Genomic DNA, 24,756 nt, shown 5'->3' with positions numbered 1-24,756 from the left:
GATCAGCGCAGGTCGGCGAGGACCTTGTCGTACCTGGCCCGCTCGGTGGTGGAGGTGCTGGTGCCCAGGTAGTTGAGGACCACGCTGCCCTCCCGGTAGGACGCCCCGCTCCAGGTGTCGGCGATGTCAGCCGCGCTGGTCTCGTCGGGGAAGACGTAGATCCGGACGGCGTCGGTGGTGATCAGCTCCGAGCAGCCGAGACCCAGTCCGTCGGGTCCACAGTCGATCGACTTGTCCTTGACGTTCGACACCTTCAGCCCGGCCGTCCGGAAGGCGGCGACCACCTGTCGGGCGCTCGGCGCGGCGGCGGGCCGGGGCGGCAGCACGACCGGCGGTGGACTGGTCTGCGGGCGGGCGGTGGAGGCCCCCGGCGGGGCGGTCGCAGCGGTCGGCGCGGGGGCGGCAGGGGTGGCCGGGGCGGACGTCGGGGCGGTGCCGGTGGGGCTCGGTGCCGCCGAGGGGTCGGCGGAGGGCTCGACCGGCACGGTGGCGGGGGCCGGCGGCGCGGTGGTGGGCGGGGCCTGATCGGCCTGCGGGAGGTCCCGCGACGAGTCCCCACAGGCGGCGACGCCGGCGACCAGCACACCGAGCAGCACGACGGCGGGCAGGGTCCGGATGCGACTGTTCACGTGAGGCAGTGTGCCCGACCCGGATGGCGGGGCGGCAGGGGCCGGTCGGTCCGCAGTGGTGTCGTCCTGGCGTCACCGGTACCGGAACCACGCCCCGCGTACCGTCGGGCGGGCTAGCCTTCGGGCATGGCGGAACCCTCCTGGATCTCGTTGACCACCGACTACGGCCTGACCGACGGCTTCGTGGCCGCCTGCCACGGGGTGATCGGCCGACTCGCCCCGCGGGCCCGGGTGATCGACGTGACCCACCTGATCCCACCGGCGGACGTACGCCGGGGCGCGGCGGTGCTCGCCCAGACCGTGCCGTACCTGCCGTGGGGGGTGCACGTGGCGGTGGTGGACCCGGGGGTGGGGACGCGTCGACGTGGCATCGCCGTCGCCGCCGAGGGCGGGTTGCTCGTCGGCCCGGACAACGGGCTACTGGTGGAGGCCGCCGAGGCGTTGGGCGGAATCGACCGGGTGGTCGAGTTGTCCAGCCCGGACTGGTTGGCCCCGCAGGTCTCCCGGACCTTCCACGGCCGGGACGTCTTCGCTCCGGTGGCGGCCCGACTGGCCACCGGTTCCCCGCTCGCCGACGCCGGTCCGGCTGTCGACCCGGACGACCTGGTCCGGCTCACCCCACCGACGGTCCGGGTCACCGCCGGGGTCCTCACCGCCGAGGTGTCCACGGTGGACCAGTTCGGCAACGTCCAGCTCGCCGCCGAGGGCGGGCTGCTCGACCCGCTCCCCGACACCGTCGTCGTCGCCGGGCACGTCGCCGTACGCGGACGGACCTTCGCCGACGCCAATCCCGGCGCCCTGGTGGTGTACGTCGACTCGGCCGATCGGGTGGCTGTTGCGGTGAACGGTGGACGGGCGGTGGACCTGCTGGCGGTCCGGGTCGGTGATCTGCTGACGGTCACGGGCGGGTGGGGCTGAGCGTCACCGGCCGGTGGCGGTGTGCCGAGGAATCGGTACGCTCCCGTGCTCCTGTCCGATCCGCGGATGTGGAATGCTGCCCCGGTGGGTGACCAATGGGTTCCGCCAGTCTGTCCCTGTTGCGCCTGCCTCACCGGCGGTGGCACGTGTCCGGTCTGTTTCTGGACCGACGACGGCCAGGGTGACGCCGACGCCGACGTGGTGCGGGGCGGCGCCAACGGAGACCTGAGTCTGGCGCACGCGCGGCTGAACTACGCCGTCTACGGTGCCAGCCACCCTCGTTACCAGGACATGGTTCGTCCACCGCGTCCGGAGGAGCGCCGCTGACCGGCGTCGCGCCCTCCGCGTGGTCGGACCGGCCCGCGCCGCCGACGTCGCTGCGGCCCTGACCCGTCGCTCCGACCGTTGCGGCCCTGACCCGTACCGCCGACGTCGCTCCGACCGCGTTGCGGCCCCTCGTCCGAGCGGACTCGGCCCGGGTGGTGGGCGGGTCCGGTGCGGGCGGGGCAGGATGAGGGGGTGCCCGAGGGTGACACCGTCTGGAACACCGCCCGCGTCCTGCACCGGGCGTTGGCGGGTGCCCGGCTGACCGGCAGCGACTTCCGGGTGCCGCAGCTGGCAACTGTCGACCTCGCCGGGTGGACCGTCCGGGAGTCGGCCAGCCGGGGCAAGCACCTGCTGCTGCGCCTGGTCGACCCCGACGACGAGCGCCGTACCCTGCACTCGCATCTGCGGATGGAGGGCGCCTGGCGGGCGTACGCGCCGGGGGAACGCTGGACCGCCCGCCCGGCGCACCTGATCCGGGTGGTGTTGCGCGGTCCGGAGGCGGTGGCCGTCGGATACCACCTGCACGAGGTGGCGTTGGTGCCGACCGCCGAGGAAGAAGCCCTGGTCGGGTCGCTCGGCCCGGACCTGTTGGGGGCGGACTGGGACCCGGAGGAGGCGGTGCGCCGGCTGGCCGCCGGACCGGAGGTCACGGTCGCCGAGGCGTTGTTGGACCAGCGCAACCTCGCCGGTGTGGGCAACCTGTACAAGTGCGAGGTGTTGTTCCTGCGGGGTGTCTGGCCGTGGACGCCGGTCGGGGCGGTGGCCGACCTGCCGGGCCTGGTGGGGCTCGCCCACCGGCTGCTCGCCGCGAACCGGGGCCGGTGGACGCAGAGCACCACCGGGTCCCTGCACCGGGGTCAGACGAGCTGGGTGTACGGCCGCCGCGCCCGACCCTGCCGACGCTGCGGCACGGCGATCGCCAAGCGGGAACTGGGCGAGCGGGTGACCTACTGGTGCCCGGTCTGCCAGCCGGAGCCGACCTGACACGCCGGCCACTGCGATGCTCCGACACACGCGGGCAGCGGTGATCGGCCGACACGCCGCAACCGGTGGTGACGCTCCGACAAGCCCCGACCGGGCGGGCGTTTTTCGGACGATTGGGTAATTCCTCCCGATCATCCGACCGTCGCATTCTGTTGTCGGGCGACTACGTCACGCCCACCGCTCACCTCGACCGGTCGCAGGGCGGCGTCCGGTCGTGGGTGCCGTGACCCGGGAGCGCCATGGCCATCTTCCGCAGACTCCGCTCCACCTGGCTGCTGCGGCCCACCCGCAGCGGGACGGACCGACGGCCGGTGCCGGCCGCCCGGACCCCCGACCCGGCGACGCCGACGACCACCGGCAGCCTCGATCCACAGGTCGCGCCCCGGTGGTACGGCCCGGTGCCGAACTTCGCCACCAGTCCCCGTCCGGAGGTCACCGCCGCGAATCGGGTGGTCGCCGGCACCGGTGTCCGCAAGTTCGTCGACGCGCTCCCGCTGCCCGGTCCGCACGGACGCAACGCCCTCGGCGGGCACCTGCCGGTGGCGGTTCCCGACACCATCACCTACCCGGGCTGCGACTACTACGAGATCGGGTTGCAGGAGTACCGGCAGCGGTTGCACCGGGACCTGCCCGCCACCCGGCTGCGCGGCTACCGGCAGCTGAACCTCGGCACCGACCCGACCGGGCACAACACCGTCCACCCGCCGGACCGGCCGTACCTGCACGGGCCGTTGATCGCCGCGCGGCGGGGGCGGCCGGTACGGATCAAGTTCATCAACCAGCTGCCGACCGGGCCCGCCGGGGACCTGTTCCTCCCTGTCGACCCGACCCTCGACGGGGCGGGTCCGGGGCCGCTGGACGGTCCGGCCCCCTATCCGCAAAACCGGGCGGTCCCCCACCTGGCCGGGGCGCACACCGGCTGGATCAGCGCGGGCAACCCCCTGCACTGGGTGACCCCGGCCGGCGAGATCACCCCGTACCCGACCGGGGTGGGGCTGACCCACGTGCCGGACATGCCGGACCCGGGCGCCGGCTCCACCACGCTGTACTTCCCGAACAGCCAGAGCGGCCGGCTGATGTGGCTGCACGACAACACCCTGGGGCTGTCCCGGCTCACCGTCTACTCCGGGCAGCTCGCGCCGTACCTGCTCACCGACGCCGTGGAGGAGGAGCTGGTAGCCGACGGGGTGCTCCCCGCCGAGCAGCTGCCGCTGGTCATCCAGGACAAGACCTTCGTGCCCGACGACGCCCAACTCGCCGCCGAGGACCCGACCTGGGACCGGGGCCGGTGGGGGTCCCGGGGCGACCTCTGGCACCCGCACGTCTACCAGCCCCGACAGAACCCGTACCACCCGTCGGGGCGCAACCCGACCGGCCGGTGGGACTACGGCCCGTGGTTGCGGGAGGGGGTGGCCGGGACCTCCACGGCCGACCCGACGGGCGACCACATCAGGTCGGCGGCCCCGGTGCCGAACCCGCACCACGACCCGGCCACCGCCCCCGACGAACCGCCGTTGGCTCCGGGGGTACCGCACCCCGGGGCGGTGCCCGAGGCGTACGGCGACACCCCCGTGGTCAACGGGTGCGCCTACCCGTACCTGGTGGTCCGGCCGAAGGCGTACCGGTTCCGGATCCTCAACGCCTGTGCGGACCGGAGCCTGAACCTCCAGCTCTACCGGGCGGACTCGGACGCTGCGATGTGGCGGCCCGACGGCACCCTCGCCGACCCCGACGCCGGGGAGGTCCCGATGGTGGAGGCGGTCCGGACCCTCGACCGGCCGCCGCGCTGGCCCACCGACGGGCGGACGGGCGGTGTCCCCGACCCCCTCGCCGCCGGTCCCGACCTGGTGCAGATCGGCAACGAGGGCGGACTGCTCCCGGCACCCGTGGTGCTTCCCGCGCAGCCGATCGGGTACCGGTACGACAGGCAGGACCCGACGGTGTTGAACGTGGACGCCCACGCCCTGCTCCTGGCCCCCGGCGAACGGGCCGACGTGGTGGTCGACTTCTCCACTGTCACCCCCGGCAGCGTGTTGATCCTCTACAACGACTGTCCCGCCCCGCTGCCCTGCCTCGACCCCCGCTACGACCACCACACCGGTGGCCCGGACCAGCGCGACGTCGGCGGTCCACCACCGACCCGCCCCGGGTACGGGCCGAACACCCGGACCCTGCTCCAGATCCGCGTCGAGGGCGAGGCCGACGAGGCGTACGACCTGGCCCGGCTGGCCGAACGGCTGCCGAGGGCGTACGCGGTCGCCCAGCGCCCCCCGATCGTGCCCCAGCCCGCGTACGACAGGGCGTTCGACACCCGTACCGCCCGGGAGACCCGGGTGACGGTGCACGCCACGACCGTGGAGTTCACCCCGGTCGGGGCGATCGAGGCGGTCACCCTGCCCCTGGCGGTCAAGGGTGTGCAGGAGATCTTCGAACGCCGGCACGGCCGTCGGACCGGCCGCCTCGGGGTGGGCAACCCGCACGCCGGGCCGCTGAACCCGGCGATCGTCCCGCTCGGCCCCACCGACCCGGCCACCGAGATCCTCTACGCCGGCGACCCGGCGTCCCCCGTCGGCGGTCCCGACGACGGCACCCAACTGTGGCGGATCGTCGGCACCGACCGGATCACCCATCCCCTGCACCTGACCGGGTGCGACCTCCAGGTGGTCAACCGGGTCGGCTGGGACGGCACCCTCCGCCCCCCGCACCCGGCCGAGCTGGGCTGGAAGGACACCGTCCGGGTCAACCCCCGCGAGGACGTGGTGGTCGCGTTGCGCCCGGTCGCCCCGGTGCTGCCGTTCACGCTCGGCGACAGCGTACGGCTGCTCGACCCGCTGCTCCCGGCCGGTGACCGTACCGGCGGGACGGGGACCAGCCCGTTCGACGGGGGTCCGGCGAGAGTGGTCAACCAGGTGGTCAACCTGGGGTGGGAGTACCGCTGGCAGAGCACCCTCGCCGGGCACCGGGACCAGGGCATGACCCGCCCCCTGGTGCTGCGGGTCTCGCCCCGGGCACCGTCCGGTCTGACCGCCGTCCCGGTTCCGGGGACCTCGACCCGACTGCCGGCGATCGACCTGACCTGGACCGGCAACGGCAGCCGACCGGCGGCCACCAGCCACCGGTTGGAGCGGGCCACCGACGCGGCCTTCACCGAGGGGGTGACCGCCCTGACGGTGGCCGGCACGGCGAACCGTTACGCCGACGCCACAGTCACCCCGGGGGTGACCTACCACTACCGGCTCCGGGCGGAGAACAACGCCGGTTGCTCGGCCTGGTCGAACAGCGTCCTCGTCGCGGTCCGGATGAACCCGCCGACCGGGCTGGCCGCGGCGGTCCCGGCGGCCGCCCCGTTGCGAATCTCCCTGGGCTGGACCAACCGTTCCTTCGCCACCGGGATAGACGTGCAACGCGCCACCAACCCGACCTTCACCAGCGGTCCCGTCACCACCGCGATCGGGGTCGGTGAGACACACCTGGACGCCGTGGTCGCGGCGGACACCACCTACTACTACCGGGTACGCGCCACCTACCTCGGTGCCGTCTCCCCCTGGTCGACGGTGTCCACTGTGACCACACCACCGGTGCCCGGGCTGCCGCACTCCGTCGCCGCCACCGCCGCCGCCCCCGCCCCGGACACCGCCACAGTGACCCTGACCTGGTCCTGCGTCACCCCGGCCGGGGCCGGATCGGGGTTCGTCGTCCAGCGGGCCACCGATCCCCGGTTCACCCGGGACCCGGCCTCCTTCACCGTCACCGGGCGCGGGTTCACCAACAGCGGGCTGTCCCGGGGTACGACGTACTTCTACCGGGTCCGGTCGTTCAACGTCGTCGGCAGCTCCCCGTTCACCGGCCCCCTCCCGGTCACCACACCGACACCCGACCCACCCTGACGGGTTCCAGTGATCTACATCACCTCGATGCCTCCTGAACCATCGGCTCCCGCACACGTCAGAGAGGGAGCCGACACCGCAGAGGAGCACCGTCATGAACCCCCGCACCGACGACGAGTGGGTCAGTGTGATGGCGACCTACCTGGAGGCCACCGGAACCGGCAAGATCTCCCGGTCCGAGAGCGGGAACGTGGTCTTCGACGACGCATTGGATCCGGGGGTGTACGACCGGCTGACCCGCTGGAAGGACATCAACTCCCCCGAATACTGCGGCCCGGCCGACATGCCCCTTCGCATCCGGCAGCAGCTCGAACTAGACGGGATCCTGCCGCCCGGGTCCGGGTTCATGATCCGAGAGGTGGGGGGTGAACTGGTGGTGACTCCCGCCCTGCGGATAGCAGCCATGCAGCGGCTCGCCCAGCGTCTGCGAGGGCGACCCCCCACCAAGAAGGACGTGATCGAGGTGGAGGCCTGGCGGGTCAAGGTGAGCCCTCTGAATCCGCTGATAACACCAGAGCGGATCACTGTCGACTTTCCGATCGGAAGGCGACTGTACGACCTGCACAAGTACTCGGATGTCAGCAGAGACGAGCTGCGGACCATCTCGCAACTCGGTTGGACGAACGCAGTCCGAAACAGACACAAGGCCGAGCGATGCAGCGCGGCCAACCGTTTTCGGCCGTGTCCGGTCAACCGGGACTTCCCCGCATCGTACGTTCCCGGCAGACCGGGGACCCTCTTGGCGCGGAGGCAGAATGCACCGGAGGATCCACCCATGGTGCCCTCGTACCGTCGCCCGCCGGAGTACCCGGGACCGGGACGGGGGTCGTCGCCCTTTCCCGTGATGTTTCCGGTTGACGAAGAGCAGCTCACCGCCGGGATCGCGGGCATGAGGCTCGGAGACCAGCCACCGTCCTACTCCTTACCGCGCAGCGGCCCGTCCCACCAGACGTCGCACGGGTACAGGCAGCAACCGGGAAACCAGGGCCGAGGGATGTAGACCGGGTCGTCCGGCAGGTCAGGTGGTCGGGGTCCGGATCGGGGCGGTGGCGGGGGCGGTGGCGCGGAGTTCGGCGAGGGCCGACGAGACCCCGTGCAGCAGGTCGGTCGCCTCGGCCAGCCGGGCGGCGGCGACGTGCTCGGTGGTCGCCGGTCGGGAGTCCTCGGCGAGGAACCCGGCGGCGGCGACCACCAACTGCTCGTAGGCGGCGACCCCGCTGTCCAGCTGGGCGACCAACTCCTGGTGGACGTCGGCAAGCGGGGAACGGGGCTCGGCCGGGGCCAGGTGCAGCGCCCGCTCGACACTCACCACCCGCCCGGCCAGTTCCCGTAGTGACCTGTCGGCGTCGGCCGCCTGCTCCAGGGCGGGGGCGGCGAGTCCGGTCAGCCGACCGGACATCCCGCCGAGCGCCAGCGCCGCCTGGTCCAGGCGGCCCCAGAGCGGGGCGACGGAGGTGCCCCGCATCGCGTACCGGGAGCGCACCCGGCGTACCTCGGCCAGGACACCCGGTCCGGCCGGGAGCCGCTCGACGGCGGCGACCAGGCGGGCCCGGTTGCGGGCGGCGACCTCGGCCGGGTCGACCGGCGGGGGCGCCGGTCGGGCGGCAAGCGCCTTCAGGTCGATCCAACGCCAGGCCGCCATCGCGATGGCGGTCCCGGCGGCACCGGCCCAGGCCGCGTCCGGCAGACCGATCCCGGCGTACGGGATGAGGACGGCGGCGGTGCCCCCGAGTCCACCGGCGGCGACGCTCCACCGACGGGCCGAGCGCCGAAGCTTGCCCAGCCGACGAAAGTAGCGTGCTCGTTCGTCCGCCATCCCTACCCCCTTGGGTCCCCGGGTCGACGACGGCCCCGGATCACCGGTGGCCGTCGCCGGCAGCCGTCCTCTGCTCAGCCGGCGGCCGAGCTGTCCCCGGTGTTGCGGTCACGCGACATGTTGGCCCGCAGCTCGTCGAGGCGGGCGGCGGCGGCCGGGTCACTCGCCGGGGCGGCCTGCTGACCGCCCGCCTGCTGACCGGCGGCCTGGTCCGGCCGGTTGGCGAGCTGCTCACCCGCGAGGCTGGACCGGATCTGCTCCAGCCGGGCCGAGCCCGCCATGTCGATGGTCGACTTCTGGATCTCCATCATCCGGCCCTCGACGGAGTTGCCGGCCAGTTCGGCCCGCCCCATCGCGGTGGAGTAGCGCTGCTCGATCCGGTCCCGGACCTCGTCGAGGGAGGGCGTGTTGGCCGGAGCGGCCATCGAGGACATCGATTCCAGCGAGGCGGCCACCGTCTCCTGCATCTTGGCCTGCTCCAGCTGGCTGAGCAGCTTGCTGCGCTCGGCCAGCTTCTGCTGGAGGATCATCGAGTTGTTCTCCACGGCGCGGCGGGCCTGGGCGGCAGCGGCCAGCGCCTGGTCGTGCAGGGTCTTGAGGTCCTCGGTGGCCTGCTCGGCGGAGACGAGCTGGCTGGCGAGGGTCTGCGCGGACTGCTCGTACTGCCCGGCCTGCGCCTCGTCGCCCTTGGCCCGGGTCTGGTCGGCCAGGACCAGGGCCTGTCGGGCGTTGGCCTGCAGGCGCTCGACCTCGGACATCTGCCGGGACAGCTTCATCTCCAACTGGCGCTGGTTGCCGATGACCGCCGCCGCCTGCTGAACGAGAGCCTGGTGCTGACGTTGGGCCTCTTCGATGGCCTGCTGGATCTGCACCTTGGGATCCGCGTGTTCGTCGATCTTGGCACCGAAGAGCGCCATCAGGTACTTCCAACCCTTGACGAACGGGTTAGCCATCTTCGCCGTGTCCCCTCAGTAGCATCGCTCCGCCTGCGCCGGACCGGACAGAGCCGGACCGGCGGTAGCGCGGCACTGTGTCCATCGTCCCAGGCGTTCGCCACCCGGACCCCGGGTACGCCACGGACGCCGACCAGGCCAGCGCTCGTGCGCCAACCCTACGCGGCGGAAACCACCCTCGGCCACGCCGGGAGCAAGCTTCAGGCAGCGCAGACCACGTCCCGGTCGGCCGACCGGACCCGACTGCTACGCAGGGTGGCCTTCAACGGCGATTCCTGACGCACCGAGACGGCGACGGCACCGTCGGAGCCGACCTGGCGCACCCCTCGGGCCCCGGCCCTGCCGACAGCGGTGGCGGGCGTCGGCTGTGCAGCGGACTCCCCGCCGACCGGCACCAGTACCCCCGGCATCTGCTCGGCCAGGGCGACGGTGTCGCTGACCTCGCGCAACAGCTCGGAGAGGCGGGCACCCAGCGCATCGCAGATGGCGGCGAGCAGCTCGCTGGAGGGTTCCTTCTGGCCCCGCTCGATCTCCGAGAGGTAGCCGAGGCTGACGTTGGCGGCCGAGGACACCTCACGCAGGGTCCGGTGCTGCCCCTGTCGGCGGGCCCGCAGCGCATCCCCGATCACGCGGCGTAGCAGGACCATCGCACCTCCCCCTTCTCAGGGACGACCACCCGGCAGAGTCACGCCGCACGCCGTGTCACCACGGCCATGCCGGCGGATCACCCGGCCTTCCCGCAACCGTACCCGGTGCCGCGCCCGCTGACATCCTCCCCCGCCCATGGATCCCCGGGCCGGGAGCGCCTCCCACGGCCGACTCCGGGCCGCCGGGACGCCCCGGGCACCACCTCACCGGAGGACGGCGTCGAGTGCGTCGATCCGTTCGGCGAGCAGGCGCAGTGCCTCGATCACGGTGGCCGACCGGATGTGCTCCCGCCCCCCGTCGAGGTCGAGTTGCCGGACCGTCGTCCCGTCGGGGCCGGCCACCGCGACGAAGACCAGCCCGACCGGCTTGCCGTCCTGCGGCTCCGGCCCGGCGACGCCCGTCGTCGCGACGCACCAGTCCACGCCGCACCGGCGTCGCCCACCCTCGGCGAGAGCGACCGCCACGTCCGCATCGACAGCGCCCCGCTCGGCCAACAGTCCGGTCGGCACGTCGGCGAGCTGCGCCTTCATGTCGGTGGAGTACACCACCAGCCCGCCCCGGTAGATGCTGCTGACCCCGGCGATCTCCACGATCGCGGCGGCGAGGAGCCCGCCGGTGAGCGACTCGACGGTGGCCAGGGTCTCGTGCCGCAGGGCGAGTCGGTGTACTGCGGCGGCAGCCGGACTACCCACCGGCCGCCGTCCGTGGGCGTCGCTGTTCATACGATCCACACTTCCCCGACCGGACGGGGTCAATCCACCGACCCCGGGCTGATCCGAGGCCGGACGCTCTCACCGCGCACGGTGCGGACGCCGATCTCCCAGGTCACCGCCGACGACGCGGACACCGGCCCTCCGGGTCACCGCCGACGGCGCAGACGCCAGGCCTGCAGGGCGTAGTCGAAGCCGGTGACCACGGTGACCACCACCGCCGCCGCCATGATCCAACCGCCGACGACGGCGAGCGGATCCGGCAGGGGCCAGAGGTAGCAGACGATCGCCACGATCTGGAGGGCGGTCTTGAGTTTGCCGCCCCGGCTCGCCGCGATGACGCCGTGCCGGATCACCCAGAACCGCAGCGCCGTGACTCCCACCTCCCGGGCCAGGATCAACCCGGTCACCCACCAGGACAGGTCGCCATACCAGGACAGCAGCAGCAGCGCCGCACCGGTCAGCGCCTTGTCCGCGATCGGGTCGGCCACCTTGCCGACTGCGGTGACCAGCGAGAACCGGCGGGCGATCCACCCGTCGACGACGTCGGTCGCCGAGGCGAAGACGAAGGTCAGGCAGGCCACGATCTGCCAGCCCGGCCGGTCCATCTGGGAGACGATCACCAGGGCCACGAAGACCGGGACGAGCACCAGCCGCAGTGCGGTCAGGGCGTTCGCAGGGTTGACCACCGGTACCGCGGTGACCACCGGGCTCGCTTCCGTCGTCGGGCTCACCGCAGCGTCCCGCTGCGGTCTGTCCGGTCCCGCGTCACTCGACTCCCCCGCTCCGTTCCGGGCCGCCGTCACCGCGCCGCGCCGGGCGCCGCCGAGATCATCTCATCCGGTACGGCCACCAGGTCGACCCCTTCGGTGTCGGTGACGGTGGCCCGGACCAGATCGCCGGGGCGCAACGCGGCCAGGTCCACGCCGCCGCCGTCCGGGGCGACCAGGGTGGTGGAGCCGTCCACCTCGGGGGCCTGGTGGGCCGCCCGGCCCTCCACGACCCCGTCGGCGACGGTGTCGACGAGCACCTCGACGATGCTGCCCAGTCGCTCCTCGGCCCGCTGGGAGCAGAGTTCGTCGGCCAACGCGCTGATCTTGTCGTACCGGCGTTTCACAGTGGCGGCGGCGACCTTCCCGGAGAGCCCGGCGGCCTCGGTGCCGTCCTCGTCGCTGTAGTCGAAGACGCCGATCGCGTCGAGCCGCGCCTCGGTCAGGAACCGGACCAGTTCGTCGACGTCGGCCCGGGTCTCCCCGGGGAAGCCGACGATGAAGTTGCTCCGCGCGCCGGCCGCCGGGTCCAGCGCCCGCGCGGACGCGAGCAGCTCCAGGAACCGGTCGGTGGAGCCGAACCGACGCATCCGACGCAGCACCGTCTCGCTGGAGTGCTGGAAGGAGAGGTCGAAGTAGGCCGCCACACCGGGGGTGGTGGCGATCGCCTCGACCAGCCCGGGGCGGGTCTCGGCGGGTTGCAGGTAGCTGGCGCGGACCCGGACGATGCCGTCGACGGCGGCCAACTGCGGCAGCAGCTTCTCCAGCGCCCGGGGGTCCCCCAGGTCCTTGCCGTAGGAGGTGGAGTTCTCGCTGACCAGGACCAGCTCCCGGACGCCCGTCCCGGCCAGCCACTCCGCCTCGGCGAGCAGCTCGTCCGGGGTACGCGAGACGAACGCCCCACGGAAGGCGGGAATGGCGCAGAACGCACACCGGCGGTCGCATCCGCTGGCCAGTTTCAACGACGCGACCGGCCCGGTGTCGAGCCGACGACGCAGCACCTGACGCAGGTGCGCCGGGGTCCGCTCGTCCAGGGCCGGGTCGGCGGGGTCCGGGGCGGGGCCACCGTGGCCGGGCAGCACCACCGCGCTGTCGCGCCGGGCCACCGGGGTCAACGGGAGCAGCTCACGCCGGTCCCGGGGGGTGTGCGCGTCGAGGGGGGCACCGGCGACGACAGCGTCGAGCCGGGCGGCGATGTCGGGGTAGTCGTCGAAGCTGAGCACCGCCTGCGCCTCGGGGAGACTGTCGGCGAGCTCGCGACCGTACCGCTCGGCCATGCACCCGGCGGCGACCACCTTGGCACCGGTGTCGGCGGCGGCCAGCAGGGTCTGGATCGAGTCCTGCTTCGCTTTCTCCACGAAGCCACAGGTATTGACGACCACCACGTCGGCGCCCTCGCCGTCGGTGGTGACCTGCCAGCCGTCGGCGTGCAGCCGGGCGGCCAGCTCCTCCGAATCGACCTCGTTGCGGGCACAACCCAGAGTCAGCAGGGCGACGCGACGGCCCGGCTCGGCGGAAGGGGAGGTGGCAGACACGGTCCGAGGGTACCGGGCCGACCCGGGGCAGCGTCGACGGCGGCGACGTCACCGGTCGCCCCTGGTCGACGGTGCTAGGGTCACCGAAGGCGGCCCGGTGTCGACGAGCCGCCCCGGACGAGTCGTGGGCGTACCCGGTCATGCGAAGACGCCCCGAGTTCACCACCGCGCCCTCGGGTGCGGTGACCGACTCGTCCCGGCCCCGGTGGTCGGGCCCACCCACCGAGGTGACGTCATGGCCTGGATCGTATTGGTGGTCTCCGGGGTGTTGGAGACGGTCTGGGCGATCGCCCTGGGCCGCAGCGCCGGTTTCACCCGGCTCACCCCCACCCTGGTCTTCCTGGGCGCGCTCGTGCTCAGCATGTTCGGTCTGGCGTACGCGCTCCGCGAGATCCCGATCGGCACCGGGTACGCGATCTGGGTCGGAATCGGCGCTGTGGGTACCGCCCTGGTCGGCATGCTGTTCCTGGGCGAGTCGACGAGTCTCCTGCGGGTGCTGAGCCTGCTGCTGGTGGTCGCCGGTGTGATCGGTCTCAAGCTCTTTCATTGATCCCGGTACGGGGCGTGCTGTTTGGACCGTGCACCGGCGTGGGTACTGCCGGACCGACGCCGAACAGCACGAAGCCAGGAGGAGAGATCATGGCCAACACCCACGCCGGGGCCCGCTCGACCACCAGCGCCGCCCGCATCTGCACGATTCTCGGATTCGTCTTCGCCGGGGTCGGTCTCTTCCTGTTCCCGCTGCTGTTCGGTCTGGTCGCGGTGGCCCTCGGGGTCGCCGGAGCGGTTCAGGGCGACAAGCCGCTCGGCTGGTACGCCGCCGCCGCAGGGGTCGGTGCGATTCTGATCAACATGCTACTCGGCGCGCTGATCATGGGCGGCTGACCCGCCCACCGCACCAGCCGTACGCTCTCGACGGGCCCGCCGGACACCGGCGGGCCCTCGTGCGTGGTGCCCCGGTCACCCGTCGCCGCGCAGGCCGACCAGGACCTCCTCCAACTCGTCCGGCTTGACCAGGACGTCGCGGGCCTTGGAACCCTCGGAGGGTCCCACCACGCCCCGGGTCTCCATCAGGTCCATCAACCGGCCCGCCTTGGCGAAGCCGACCCGCAGCTTGCGCTGCAACATCGAGGTCGACCCGAACTGCGAGGTCACCACCAGCTCCACCGCCTGCACCAGCAGGTCCAGGTCGTCGCCGATCTCCTCGTCGATCTTCTTCTTGGTGTCCTGCGCCGGGGCGAGCACGTCGGAGCGGAACTCCGGCTCCCGCTGGTCCTTGCAGAACTTCACCACATCGGCGATCTCGCCCTCGGTGACCCAGGCACCCTGGATCCGGATCGGCTTGGACGCCCCCATCGGCAGGAACAACCCGTCACCCCGGCCGAGGAGCTTCTCCGCACCCGGCTGGTCCAGGATGACCCGGGAGTCGGCCAGCGAGGAGGTGGCGAAGGCCAGCCGGGACGGCACGTTCGCCTTGATCAGACCGGTGACCACGTCCACGCTGGGCCGCTGGGTCGCCAGGACCAGGTGGATCCCGGCGGCCCGGGCCAGCTGGGTGATCCGGACCACCGAGTCCTCCACGTCGCGGGGCGCGACCATCATCAGGTCGGCCAGCTCGTCGACGATCACCAGCAGGTACGGGTACGGCCGCATCTCACGTTCGCTGCCCGGGGGTGCCGTGATCTCACCGGTACGGACCTTGCGGTTGAAGTCGTCGATGTGCCGGACCCCGTTGGCGGCGAGGTCGTCGTAGCGCATGTCCATCTCGCGGACCACCCACTCCAGCGAGTCGGCGGCCTTCTTGGCGTTCGTCACGATCGGGGTGACCAGGTGCGGGATGCCTTCGTAGCTGGTCATCTCCACCCTCTTCGGGTCGATCAGCAACAGCCGCACCTCGTCCGGGGTGGCCCGGGTCAGGATCGACACCAGCAGCGAGTTGAGGCACGACGACTTGCCGGCGCCGGTAGCGCCCGCCACCAAAATGTGAGGCATCTTCGCAAGATTGGCCACGACGTAGCCGCCCTCGATGTCCTTGCCGAGTGCCACCACCATCGGATGGTGGTCGCTGGTGGCCGCCCGGGACCGCAGGACGTCGCCGAGGGACACGTTCTCCGGGTCGGTGTTCGGGATCTCCACGCCCACCGCGCTCTTGCCCGGGATCGGGCTGAGGATGCGGACGTCCGGGGACTTCACCGCGTACGCGATGTTGCGGGAGAGCTGGGTGATCCGCTCGACCTTGACGCCGTGCCCCAGCTCGACCTCGTACCTGGTGACTGTCGGCCCCCGGGTGAAGCCGGTGACGTCGGCGTCCACCCCGAACTGCTCGAACACCCCCCGCAGGGCGGTGATCACCTCGTCGTTGGCCTTGCTGCGGGTCTTCGGTGCGGCACCGGAGGAGAGCAGGTTCGCCGGAGGCAGGGCGTAGTCCCCGGCCATGCCCGTGAGGGCCAACTGTTCGGCCCGGGTGGGCGCGGGCGAGTGCTCCGGGGGGTCCGCCGGCTTGCGACCGGCCGGCACCTTCCCCGGCGGCTTGCGGGGCAGGGGCAGGGTCTCGTGGACCTCGACCGGCTCGTCGTCGCCGTCGTCGTCGAAGTCCTCCGGTTCGGACGGCGGGGCGGGCGCGGCCTTCTTCGCCGGCCGTCGGCGGGGCCGCCGGGGAGCCGGGGCCGGTGCTGCGGCCTCCTCCTCCTCGTCGGTGGGCGGGTGCCCGACCACGGTCCCGGCGAGCAACCCGAGGCGTTCGGGGATCTTGTTGATCGGGGTGGCGGTCACCACCAGGAGACCGAAGACCAGCAGCAGGAGCAGCAACGGCACCGCCACCCAGCCGGTCACCGCCCCCTTGAGCAGGTCACCGACCCCGGCACCGACCAGCCCACCGGCGTAGTCACGCTGGACGTGGTCGACAGGGGCCTGTCCGATGTGCAGCAGGGCCGCGAAGGCCACCAGCATCGAACCCCAGCCGACCAGACCGCGCCCCCGGTGTTCCGGGTCGGACGGCTCGCTCATCAGCCGCCACGCGCCGATCGACAGCAGCACCGGGACCACGATGGAGATCGCCCCGAGGAAGAGCCGGACCGTGTCGGCGAGGCGGGCGCCCACCGGCCCCGCCCCGGAGAACCAGATCGCCACCGCGCTGAGCAGGGCCAGTCCGAAGACGAGCAGCCCGGCACCGTCACGCCGGTGCTCCGGGTCGATGTCCTTGGCGGACGCGGCCTGCCGCCCGGCGGCCCGCACCGCCCACCCGACGCCGTGCGCCACCCCCATCCAGACCGCACCGACGGCCCGGCCGACGTACTGGGCCGGGCCCGGACGGGTTGCGGCCGCCTTCCGGCGGACCGGAGCCTTCGCCTTCTTCGGCGGTTGGCGGGCACGGTTGTTAGTGGTACCGCGCGGCGACGCGCCGCGTCGCCGACTCGCCTGAGGGGTACGGCCCGCCATAAGGTCACCGTAACGGCGTGAGCCGGTGGACCGCCGCTTTTGCGGGTCGTGTCCGCGCGTCGCAACACGGGCTACGTCGCCGATCGTGATATTCGCCTCTCTGCGAGAAGGTAGGTCGGATGGAGTCGCCGGTCCGCTCCGACGATCCGCTCGGCGGTCATCCGTCGACGCTGCGCCCGTTGACCGACGACCTCGTCGCCGCCGTCCTCGCCCACCGGGGCTACCCGGTCCGGACCGGACCCGACGGCACCCGCTACGCCCGGTGGGGGGACACCGTCGTGTGGTTCCTGCGCCTCGGCGACGCCGGGGAGCTGTTGCAGATCCGTACGGTGGCCGCACCGACCTTCGACATCCACCGGGTGCCGCAGCTGCACGCCTTCTGCGACCTGTGGAACCACGACCAGCTCTGGCCCAAGGCGTTCGTGCACGTCGACGACGCCGGTCGGGCCCGGGTGCACGGCGAGGTCGTCACCGACCTGGAACGCGGGGTCACCCCACACCAGTTGGACCGGCTGGTCGACAGGGGGGTCTCGGCGGGACGCGGACTCGCCGCCGCCGTCGACGACGTACCCGGTGGTCTGCGGTGAGCGGGCCCCCGGCCCGCCGGGAGTGGGTCGACGGCCTGGTCGGACCCGCCGACCGGAGCCTCGCCGAGGCGTTGGCCGAGGCCCGGGACCGGCCCGACTCCCCGGACCGGGTCGCCCGGCTGGAGCGGGTGGCGCTCTACGCCGACGCCCTCGGCGACATCCGGTACGGCGTCGAGGCCCGCCTCGACCTCATCGACACCTACCTGCAGCAGGGCGAGGCGTGGCGGCTGTACGAACCGGTCCGGCACTGCCACGACCTGCTCGACCGGGTCGGTGGACCGCCTGTCGGCCCGGCGCTGCGCCGGTACCAGCGACACGCCGTCGAGGCGCTGCTCGGGACTCCCCGGGTGGCCCTGACCGAGGCCCGGTCCATGCTGGAGGACCTGGCCCGACGGTCGGCGGTGGACGGTCGACGGGTCGACGGGGACCCGTCCCAGGTGGTGGCGGAGCTGCACTGCCGGATCGCCGACCACCTCGGGGACGAGCCCGCCGCCCGCCGGTGGTACGACAGGTGGCGTGACGCGGCACCCGACCCGGCCGCCGGTTGCCCCGGTTGCCTCCCGGTACGCCGGGCGGAACTCCTGGCCGGATGGGGTGACCCGAGCGGGGCCCTGGCCGAGTTGGCCCCGGCCCTCGACGGGACGGACTGCTGCACCGACCAGCCGGAGGCCGCCGCTGCGGTGGGGCTGTTGCCCTGGCTGCGCTGCGGCGAGCCCGACCGTGCGGCGCGGGCACACGTGCTGGCGTACCGGCGGCACCGTCGAGAACCCACCGGATACGGGTACCTCGTCCACCACCTGCGGTTCTGTGCCCTCACCGGCAACCCCGAGCGGGGTCTGGCGATCCTCGCCGAGCAGTTGCCCCGCCTCGACCGGGCACCCGACGACCGACGGCTGATGGAGTTCGCCGCCGGTGCCGCAGTGGTGTGCGCGGTGGCGGTGGAGGCCGGGCTGGGCGGGCGTACCCTGCGCCGACCGGCGTACGGGTCCCGACCGGCGGTCACCCTGGACGTGGCGGCGCTCGGCCACGACCTGCTCGCCACGGCCACCGCGCTGGCCGGGAGCTTCGACGCCCGCAACGGCACGGGGCACCAGTCCGGACGGATCGCCGCCTGGCTCGCCGAACGGCCGTCCGGCCCTCGGGTGTCGTTGCCGTTGCCGTTGTCCGGCGACGGCGACGGCGACGATCCGGACACGGCCCCGCCGGAACGGGACGAGCCGACCGGTGGGGTGCTCGCCCCGCTGCGCCTGTCGATGATCAAGTCGGTGCTCGACGACCGGGGTGACGACTACACCGTGGACGAGACCGGGACCGTGCTCGGCAGGTGGGGTGGAACCCTGATCCAGTTCCGCCGGCTCGGCGACGACGGGGAGATCCTCCAGGCCCGGGTGGCCGCCGTGCGCCGACTGCCAGCGGCCCGCCTCGCCGAGGCGTACGTGTTCTGCAACGCCTGGAACCATGACCGGCTGCTCCCCCGGGCCTTCGTGCACGACCTCGGCACCGGGGAACTGGTGCTCGCCGGGGACGTCACCACCGACCTGGCCTACGGTGTCGCCCCCGACCAGCTCGCCGTGCTGATCGACTCGGCCCTGACCACCGGGGTCGCGTACGCCGACGCCGTCGCCGCCCTCCCCTGACCACCGGCGTTGGCCCGCTGCGCTGCCTGCTGTGCGGCCCCTCCGAAGGACCTTGGAGGCCGGTGGCCCCTCTGAGGGCCGGAAGCTTCCCAGATCACAGAACCGGACGGCCGAGAGAGGCAGCACCGGACGGTCAGGGGAGGCGGCACCGGACGGCCGAGGTCACGGAACCGGACGGTCAGGGGAGGCGGCACCGGGGCCGTCAGGAGAAGACGCGGCCGAACAGGTTCCGGCGGGCGGGCTGCTGGACGGCCGCCGCGTTGCCGACGGTGACCAGGGTCAGGTTGTTCGCCGCCAGGATCTCGTTCACCGGCTGGAAGAAGGTGATCCCGCCGAACCGGCAGTCGCCGGAGCCGCCGGAGGTGACCCCCTGCGCCTGGTTGCCGGAGAGCCAGGAGCCACCCGAGTCACCGGGCTCGGCGCAGACGTTGGTCCGGGTCAGGCCGGTGACCGTACCCTCCGGGTAGTTGACCGTGGTGTTCTTGGCCTGGACGACCCCGCAGCGGGCACCGGTGGTGGAGCCGGAGCGGCAGATCGAGGAACCGACAGGGGCCTCCAGGGAACCGACCACCGGGACCAGGCCTCCGGCGAAGTCGTTCACCACCGGCTGCGGCACCCAGTCGTCGCTGGTCCGGACGAACGCCCAGTCGTCCCCCGGGAAGGACGACGACCGGAAGACCCCCTGGGCCACCTGGTTGGTGCCGACGGTCCGGTCACCCGGTCGTCCGCAGTGCCCGGCGGTGACGAACCCGCCGACCACCGAGAATCCGACCGAGCAGCGGCCGGGGCCGTTGAGGTAGGCGTCCCCGCCGCGCAGGTCGAACAGCAGCCGGGGCGACTCGACAGTGGCGTCCACCCGGACCGCCTGCCGGGGCACGCCGCTGCGGTCGACGAAACGCCACCCCGCGTCCTCGGCGCCCGGCTGGGCCAGCACCACCACGGAGTTGTCGGTGACGTCGACGTACCAGCCGGAGACCGCGTCGGAGGCCGCCGACCCGGAGCGGTCCATGGCGGACTTGAGCGTGTCGAGCTGGGTCAGACCCCGGGACACCAGCTTCGGCTGCGCGCCGGCCGCGCGGACCCGCTGCGCCTGGTCTCGGTCGGCGACCGCGACGTTCAGGGTACGACCGTCCTTGCCGAGCCACGCACCCCCGTACGCCGCCCCGAGGTCGTCGCTGAGGTCGGTGACCACACCGGCCGCCCACCGTTCCCGGTCCAGTCGACGCAGCGCCTCGTCCCGGGTCAGCCCCAGATCGCGGCGCATCGCGTCGACCACTGCCGGGGCCGGCTCCGCCGAGAGGGCCGGGGCACCGCCAGGGGCGGGTTCCTCCCCCGCGAAGGACGGCAGGGTGATCGCCGTCGCCGCTCCCACCGCCACGACCACCACGCCGATGGCTGTCATCCGTCTGCGGTCCATCCGCCACGCTCCTCCCGGCCGGCCGGTCTGGCCTGCCTCGTCGGAGTACGGTCGGAGGCCCTCCACCGGTTGAAGGAATCGGCGACAAACTATTCCGAACCGGTGATTGAACCATCGAGGCCGGCCACCCGTACCCGGGTGACCGGCCTCGTCGGACGAGGGTGGTCCGCCGCCGGTCGACGGCGGACCGACCGGGTCAGACCTCGACGACGTTCGGCACGATCATCGGCCGACGACGGTACGCGTCGTTCACCCACCGGCCCACGGTCCGCCGGACGATCTGCTGGAGCTGGTGCGGGTCGGTGATCCCGTCGGCGGCGGCTCGGTTGAGCGCCTCGGTGATCAACGGCACCACCGGGTTGAACGCCGCCGGGTCCTCGGAGAAGCCCTTCGCCGAGACGGTCGGCCCGCCGACCACCTTCCCGGTGACGGAGTCGACCACCACTGTCGCGGCGATGAACCCACCGTCACCGAGGACCCGACGCTCGGTGAGCAGGGACTCGCTGACGTCGCCGACGGCGAGACCGTCGACGTAGACGTACCGGCTCTTGACGTGACCGACCAGACTGGCCCGACCCTCGACCAGGTCGACCACGTCGCCGTCCTCGCAGAGCACCACCCGGTCCGGGGCGACCCCGGACTCGATGCCGAGGCGGGCGTGGGCCCGCAGGTGCCGCCACTCCCCGTGCACCGGCATCAGGTTGCTCGGCCGGACCACGTTGAGCAGGTAGAGCAGCTCCCCGGCGGGGGCGTGCCCGGAGACGTGCACCTTCGCCACGTCCTTGTGCACCACTGTCGCCCCGGCGCGGGCCAGGCGGTTGATCACCCGGTAGACCGAGGTCTCGTTGCCGGGCACCAGCGAGGACGCGAGGACCACGGTGTCGCCGGGGGCGATGGTGATGTGCCGGTGGTCACCGCTGGCCATCCGGCCCAGGGCGCTCATCGGCTCCCCCTGGGAACCGGTGGACATCAGCACGATCTGCTCCGGAGGCAGGGCGGTGGCCTCCTCGATGCCGATCACCAGACCGGCCGGGATGTTGAGCAGCCCCAGGTCCCGGGCGATGCCCATGTTCCGGACCATCGAACGGCCAATCAGCGCGACCTTGCGGCCGTGTTCGAGGGCCGAGTCGAAGACCTGCTGCACCCGGTGGACGTGCGAGGCGAACGAGGCGACGATGATCCGCCCCCGGGCCTTGGCGAAGATCGAGTCGAGGACCGGCCCGATCTCCCGCTCCGGGGTGACGAACCCGGGGATCTCCGCGTTCGTGGAGTCCGACAGGAGCAGGTCGACGCCCTCCGCGCCGAGCCTGGCGAAACCGGCCAGGTCGGTGATCCGACCGTCCAGCGGCAGCTGGTCCATCTTGAAGTCGCCGGTGTGCAGGACCAACCCGGCGGGGGTACGGACGGCCACCGCGAGGGCGTCCGGAATGGAGTGGTTGACGGCGAAGAACTCGCACTCGAACGGCCCGAGCCGCTCCCGACCCCCCTCCCGCACGGTCAGGGTGTACGGCTGGATCCGCCGCTCGGCGAGCTTCGCCTCGACCAGGGCCAGGGTGAACTGCGAGCCGACCAGCGGGATGTCGGGCTTGTGGGCGAGCAGGTACGGCACCGCGCCGATGTGGTCCTCGTGGCCGTGCGTGAGCACGATGGCCTGTACGTCGGCGAGCCGGTCCAGGATCGGCCCGAAGTCGGGCAGGATCAGGTCCACCCCGGGCTGTTCCACGTCGGGGAAGAGCACCCCGCAGTCGACGATCAGCAGCTTGCCGTCGTACTCGAAGACGGTCATGTTGCGGCCGATGGCGCCGAGTCCGCCGAGCGGGATGATCCGCAGACCGCCCTCCGGCAGCGGCGGGGGCAGTTCCGTCTCGATGTGCGCCTCGGTCACGCGTCCACCCCATTCTGCGGCGCCGTCGTCGGGCACCGGTATCGAGTCCTCGGCGCCGTCACCCGGCACCCGTCTGGTCGTTTCGTCATTCGGGTAGTGCCAGCCCCGCGGCCGCACAGTCGGCCCGGAGCTGGACGATTTCGGCGTCGGTGGCGTCCACCAGCGGGGGACGCACCGGCCCGGCCGGCATCCCGCAGGCCGCCAGCCCGGCCTTGACCAGGATGGTCCCCTGGGTCCGGAAGATCCCGGTGAACAGCGGCAGGAGCCGCCGGTGCACTGACAACGCGGTCGTCAGGTCACCCTTGTCGTACGCCTCGATCATCTGCTTGGTCAGCGCCCCGGTGAAGTGCGTCGAGGTGCCCACCAGTCCGACGCCGCCCACCGCCAGAGCGGGCAGGGTGAGGGCGTCGTCACCACTGTAGTAGGCCAGCTCGGTCCGGCTGGTCACCCACGAGGTGGCGGTCAGGTCCCCCTTGGCGTCCTTGACCGCCACGATCCGCCCGTGTTCGGCGAGCCGGACCAGGGTCTCGGTCTCGATCGGGACCCCGGAGCGGTGCGGAATGTCGTAGAGCATGACCGGCAGCCCGGTGGCGTCGGCGACAGCAGTGAAGTGCCGCACCAGCCCGCTCTGCGGCGGCCGGCTGTAGTACGGGGTCACCACGAGAAGCCCGTGCGCGCCGGCCTTCTCGGCGGCGGCGGCCAACTCGATGGTGTGCCGGGTGTCGTTGGTGCCGACCCCGGCGACGACCCGGGCGCTGTCCCCGACCGCCTCGACCACGGCCCGGACCAGGCGTTCCTTCTCCGCGTCCGTCGTGGTCGGTGACTCGCCGGTGGTGCCGTTGACCACCACCGCGTCGTTGCCCTGCTCCTTGACGAGGTATGTGGCCAGCCTGGCGGCGCCGTCGAGGTCGAGGGAACCGTCGACGGTGAAGGGGGTCACCATCGCGGTGAGCAGTCGCCCGAACGGGCGCGACGCGGCCCGGCCAGGGGCGGCAGCGTGGTCGTGGGTCATGCCTTCCAACCTAGCGGACGGTCACCCGAGGCCCGCTCGGGAAGGGTGCAGGACTCACCCGACGTGCGGGCTGGCCGCCACCTCGGTCCCGTCGGGCAGGGTGGAGAGGGTGAAGTCGTCGAAGACGTTCGGGGCGACCCGCTGCAGCTGCCGCAGGCACTCCACCGCCAGCTCACGGATCTCCACGTCGGCGTGCTCGGTGGCCCGCATCGCGATGAAGTGCCGCCAGGCCCGGTAGTTGCCGGTGACCACGATCCGGGTCTCGGTGGCGTTGGGCAGCACCGCACGGGCCGCCTGCCGGGCCTGCTTGCGCCGCAGGGTCGGGTTGGGCTCGTCGGCGAAGCGCTGCTCCAGCCCCTCCAGCAGCTCGGTGTACGCCCGGAGGCTGGCCTCGGCGGCGGCCTCGAACTTCTTGTGCAGCTCCGGGTCCTCGGCGATCACCGCCGGCTCCACCATGGCCGCGTCCCGCTCCGGGACGTACCGCTGGGACAGCTGGGAGTACGAGAAGTGCCGGTGCCGGATCAGCTCGTGGGTGAAGGAGCGGGAGACCCCGGTGAAGTAGAAGGTCACCGAGCCGTGCTCCAGCACCGACAGGTGCCCGACCTCGAGGATGTGGGCCAGGTAGCCGGCGTTCGTCGCGGTGGCCGGGTTCGGCTTCTTCCAACTCTGGTAGCAGGCCCGACCGGCGAACTCGGCGAGCGCCTGGCCCCCCTCGGCATCGGTCGACCACGCGACGTCGTCGGGGGCCTCGAAGTGGGTCCATGCGATGAGCTTGACCTGCGGCTGCACCATGTCCGGCATTCCTGCGACTGTAGTGGTCGGCCCGCCGACACCCCAACTCGGGCATACCGGTGGCAGCCGGGTGCCCGGTCGACCCGTTCACCCGCCGCCGACGGCCCGCTCAGACGTAGAGCGAGGTGAACGGTTCCCAGGGGAGGTTACGGGCCACCGAGAAGGCCAGCCAGACCCCGAGGAACCCGCCGATCAGCTTCGGGCTGATCCGCAGCTCGGGCAGCCGCCATCCGAAGGCCGTACGACCGGCCCAGGCGACGAAGAGGTACGCCAGGAACGGCAGGGCGAAGACGAACAGGAAGTGGTGCCGGGCGGCGGCGGGGATGTCGGCGTGCAGCACGTACCAGAGGGCCCGGGTACCCCCGCAGCCCGGACAGTCCAGCCCGGTGGTGAGCTTGAGCAGACAGGAGGGGGCGGCGTCGGGTGCCGACCGGGTCGGATCGCTGGCCAGCGTGTACACCAGGCCGAGCCCGACGCACCCGACGGCGGCCAGTGGCACCACCCAGCGGGGTGACCGGTCGTAGAGCCTGACGACGAACCGGGTCAGCCGATCCGATTCGGGCACCAGGTGCGGGGGGACCGGCGGCGGTCCGGCGTACGGCGGGTACGACCCGTCCGGCGGGTACGACCCGTCCGGGGCGTACGGTCCGGCGGGGTGTCCCGCCCCGGGGGCGTACGGCCCGGCGGTCGGGGCGGCGGCTGCGACGGGTTCCGGCGCGACGGGGACGCCGGACGGAGGGTGACCGGAGGAGCCGGGTTCGGTGCTGGTGGGCTCCGGTCGGCCGGTGGCTCCGTCAACGCTCGTCACACG

General features: G+C 72.6%; 22 protein-coding genes and 1 riboswitch. Of the genes, 9 read left to right on the top strand and 13 right to left on the bottom strand.

The features are described from left to right. Positions 1–2: 2 nt before the first annotated feature. Entirely contained in the window at positions 3–629 is a 627-nt protein-coding gene (locus tag WHN02_RS11410; protein WP_434743294.1) for a hypothetical protein, read from the bottom strand. Positions 630–755: 126 nt separating this feature from the next. On the opposite strand from WHN02_RS11410, the gene WHN02_RS11405 reads away from it, so the two are divergent. The 5 genes from WHN02_RS11405 to WHN02_RS11385 all read left to right on the top strand — a co-directional run bounded on the left by WHN02_RS11405 (position 756) and on the right by WHN02_RS11385 (position 7,745). Beyond that, on the top strand, positions 756–1,547 hold the full coding sequence (locus WHN02_RS11405; protein WP_434743293.1) for an SAM hydrolase/SAM-dependent halogenase family protein: 792 nt from the start codon (positions 756–758) through the stop codon (positions 1,545–1,547). A 66-nt stretch (positions 1,548–1,613) separates the two neighbouring features. Beyond that, a complete protein-coding gene (locus WHN02_RS11400; protein WP_434743916.1) occupies positions 1,614–1,874 on the top strand; it encodes a CPCC family cysteine-rich protein in 261 nt (86 codons plus the stop codon). 192 nt (positions 1,875–2,066) lie between these two features. Next, complete coding sequence (locus tag WHN02_RS11395; RefSeq protein WP_434743292.1) at positions 2,067–2,858, top strand: DNA-formamidopyrimidine glycosylase family protein; 792 nt, start codon at positions 2,067–2,069, stop codon at positions 2,856–2,858. A gap of 239 nt (positions 2,859–3,097) precedes the next feature. Continuing rightward, on the top strand, positions 3,098–6,745 hold the full coding sequence (locus tag WHN02_RS11390; protein WP_434743291.1) for a multicopper oxidase domain-containing protein: 3,648 nt from the start codon (positions 3,098–3,100) through the stop codon (positions 6,743–6,745). Between the two features lie 94 nt (positions 6,746–6,839). Next, complete coding sequence (locus WHN02_RS11385) at positions 6,840–7,745, top strand: hypothetical protein (protein WP_434743290.1); 906 nt, start codon at positions 6,840–6,842, stop codon at positions 7,743–7,745. A gap of 18 nt (positions 7,746–7,763) precedes the next feature. Here the strand turns inward: WHN02_RS11385 and pspM are convergent, their stop codons facing one another. The 6 genes from pspM to rimO all read right to left on the bottom strand — a co-directional run bounded on the left by pspM (position 7,764) and on the right by rimO (position 13,177). Next, on the bottom strand, positions 7,764–8,561 hold the full coding sequence (gene pspM, locus WHN02_RS11380; protein ID WP_434743289.1) for a phage shock envelope stress response protein PspM: 798 nt from the start codon (positions 8,559–8,561) through the stop codon (positions 7,764–7,766). A gap of 74 nt (positions 8,562–8,635) precedes the next feature. Then, positions 8,636–9,514: a PspA/IM30 family protein gene (locus tag WHN02_RS11375; protein WP_434743288.1), complete on the bottom strand. Its 879-nt coding sequence runs from the start codon at positions 9,512–9,514 to the stop codon at positions 8,636–8,638. Between the two features lie 200 nt (positions 9,515–9,714). Further along, positions 9,715–10,161, bottom strand: a complete 447-nt coding sequence (locus WHN02_RS11370) for a helix-turn-helix domain-containing protein (protein ID WP_434743287.1) — start codon at positions 10,159–10,161, stop codon at positions 9,715–9,717. A 204-nt stretch (positions 10,162–10,365) separates the two neighbouring features. After that, positions 10,366–10,884 (bottom strand): CinA family protein, encoded by a 519-nt coding sequence (locus tag WHN02_RS11365; protein WP_434743286.1) that lies wholly within the window; start codon positions 10,882–10,884, stop codon positions 10,366–10,368. A gap of 137 nt (positions 10,885–11,021) precedes the next feature. Next, a complete protein-coding gene (gene pgsA / locus WHN02_RS11360) occupies positions 11,022–11,606 on the bottom strand; it encodes a CDP-diacylglycerol--glycerol-3-phosphate 3-phosphatidyltransferase (protein WP_434743285.1) in 585 nt (194 codons plus the stop codon). A gap of 68 nt (positions 11,607–11,674) precedes the next feature. Continuing rightward, positions 11,675–13,177, bottom strand: a complete 1,503-nt coding sequence (rimO, locus tag WHN02_RS11355) for a 30S ribosomal protein S12 methylthiotransferase RimO (RefSeq protein ID WP_434743284.1) — start codon at positions 13,175–13,177, stop codon at positions 11,675–11,677. 86 nt (positions 13,178–13,263) lie between these two features. Next, positions 13,264–13,335: riboswitch (guanidine-III (ykkC-III) riboswitch) on the top strand. A gap of 77 nt (positions 13,336–13,412) precedes the next feature. Here rimO and sugE point away from each other — a divergent pair. Continuing rightward, complete coding sequence (sugE, locus tag WHN02_RS11350) at positions 13,413–13,727, top strand: quaternary ammonium compound efflux SMR transporter SugE (RefSeq protein ID WP_350897575.1); 315 nt, start codon at positions 13,413–13,415, stop codon at positions 13,725–13,727. Positions 13,728–13,816: 89 nt separating this feature from the next. Beyond that, positions 13,817–14,062: a hypothetical protein gene (locus WHN02_RS11345; RefSeq protein ID WP_434743283.1), complete on the top strand. Its 246-nt coding sequence runs from the start codon at positions 13,817–13,819 to the stop codon at positions 14,060–14,062. Positions 14,063–14,137: 75 nt separating this feature from the next. Here the strand turns inward: WHN02_RS11345 and WHN02_RS11340 are convergent, their stop codons facing one another. Continuing rightward, the gene (locus WHN02_RS11340; protein WP_434743282.1) at positions 14,138–16,615 is read right to left on the bottom strand and encodes a DNA translocase FtsK 4TM domain-containing protein; all 2,478 of its coding nucleotides are present in this window, start codon (positions 16,613–16,615) and stop codon (positions 14,138–14,140) included. A 119-nt stretch (positions 16,616–16,734) separates the two neighbouring features. Here WHN02_RS11340 and WHN02_RS11335 point away from each other — a divergent pair, with 119 nt between their 5' ends. Together WHN02_RS11335 and WHN02_RS11330 are read left to right on the top strand one after the other, a co-directional pair. After that, on the top strand, positions 16,735–17,202 hold the full coding sequence (locus tag WHN02_RS11335; RefSeq protein ID WP_434743281.1) for a YbjN domain-containing protein: 468 nt from the start codon (positions 16,735–16,737) through the stop codon (positions 17,200–17,202). Next, positions 17,199–18,839, top strand: coding sequence for a YbjN domain-containing protein (locus WHN02_RS11330; protein ID WP_434743280.1), 1,641 nt, complete (start codon positions 17,199–17,201; stop codon positions 18,837–18,839). The genes WHN02_RS11335 and WHN02_RS11330 overlap by 4 nt, the downstream gene beginning before the upstream one ends. Before the next feature lie 202 nt (positions 18,840–19,041). On the opposite strand, the gene WHN02_RS11325 is transcribed toward WHN02_RS11330, so the two are convergent. The 5 genes from WHN02_RS11325 to WHN02_RS11305 all read right to left on the bottom strand — a co-directional run bounded on the left by WHN02_RS11325 (position 19,042) and on the right by WHN02_RS11305 (position 24,753). Next, the gene (locus WHN02_RS11325; protein WP_434743279.1) at positions 19,042–20,256 is read right to left on the bottom strand and encodes a S1 family peptidase; all 1,215 of its coding nucleotides are present in this window, start codon (positions 20,254–20,256) and stop codon (positions 19,042–19,044) included. Between the two features lie 196 nt (positions 20,257–20,452). Continuing rightward, positions 20,453–22,141 (bottom strand): ribonuclease J, encoded by a 1,689-nt coding sequence (locus WHN02_RS11320; protein ID WP_434743278.1) that lies wholly within the window; start codon positions 22,139–22,141, stop codon positions 20,453–20,455. A gap of 85 nt (positions 22,142–22,226) precedes the next feature. Continuing rightward, positions 22,227–23,153 carry a 4-hydroxy-tetrahydrodipicolinate synthase gene (gene dapA / locus WHN02_RS11315; protein WP_434743277.1) on the bottom strand — a complete coding sequence of 309 codons (927 nt, stop codon included), beginning with the start codon at positions 23,151–23,153 and terminating at the stop codon, positions 22,227–22,229. A 54-nt stretch (positions 23,154–23,207) separates the two neighbouring features. Beyond that, complete coding sequence (gene thyX / locus WHN02_RS11310) at positions 23,208–23,945, bottom strand: FAD-dependent thymidylate synthase (RefSeq protein ID WP_434743915.1); 738 nt, start codon at positions 23,943–23,945, stop codon at positions 23,208–23,210. Between the two features lie 109 nt (positions 23,946–24,054). Beyond that, on the bottom strand, positions 24,055–24,753 hold the full coding sequence (locus WHN02_RS11305) for a DUF2752 domain-containing protein (RefSeq protein WP_434743276.1): 699 nt from the start codon (positions 24,751–24,753) through the stop codon (positions 24,055–24,057). Positions 24,754–24,756 lie beyond the last annotated feature (3 nt).

This window comes from Micromonospora sp. SH-82 (assembly GCF_051132485.1).
Classification (GTDB): domain Bacteria; phylum Actinomycetota; class Actinomycetes; order Mycobacteriales; family Micromonosporaceae; genus Micromonospora.
Note: the sequence above shows the minus strand (reverse complement) of the source record. Positions and strands in the feature narration are given on the sequence as shown.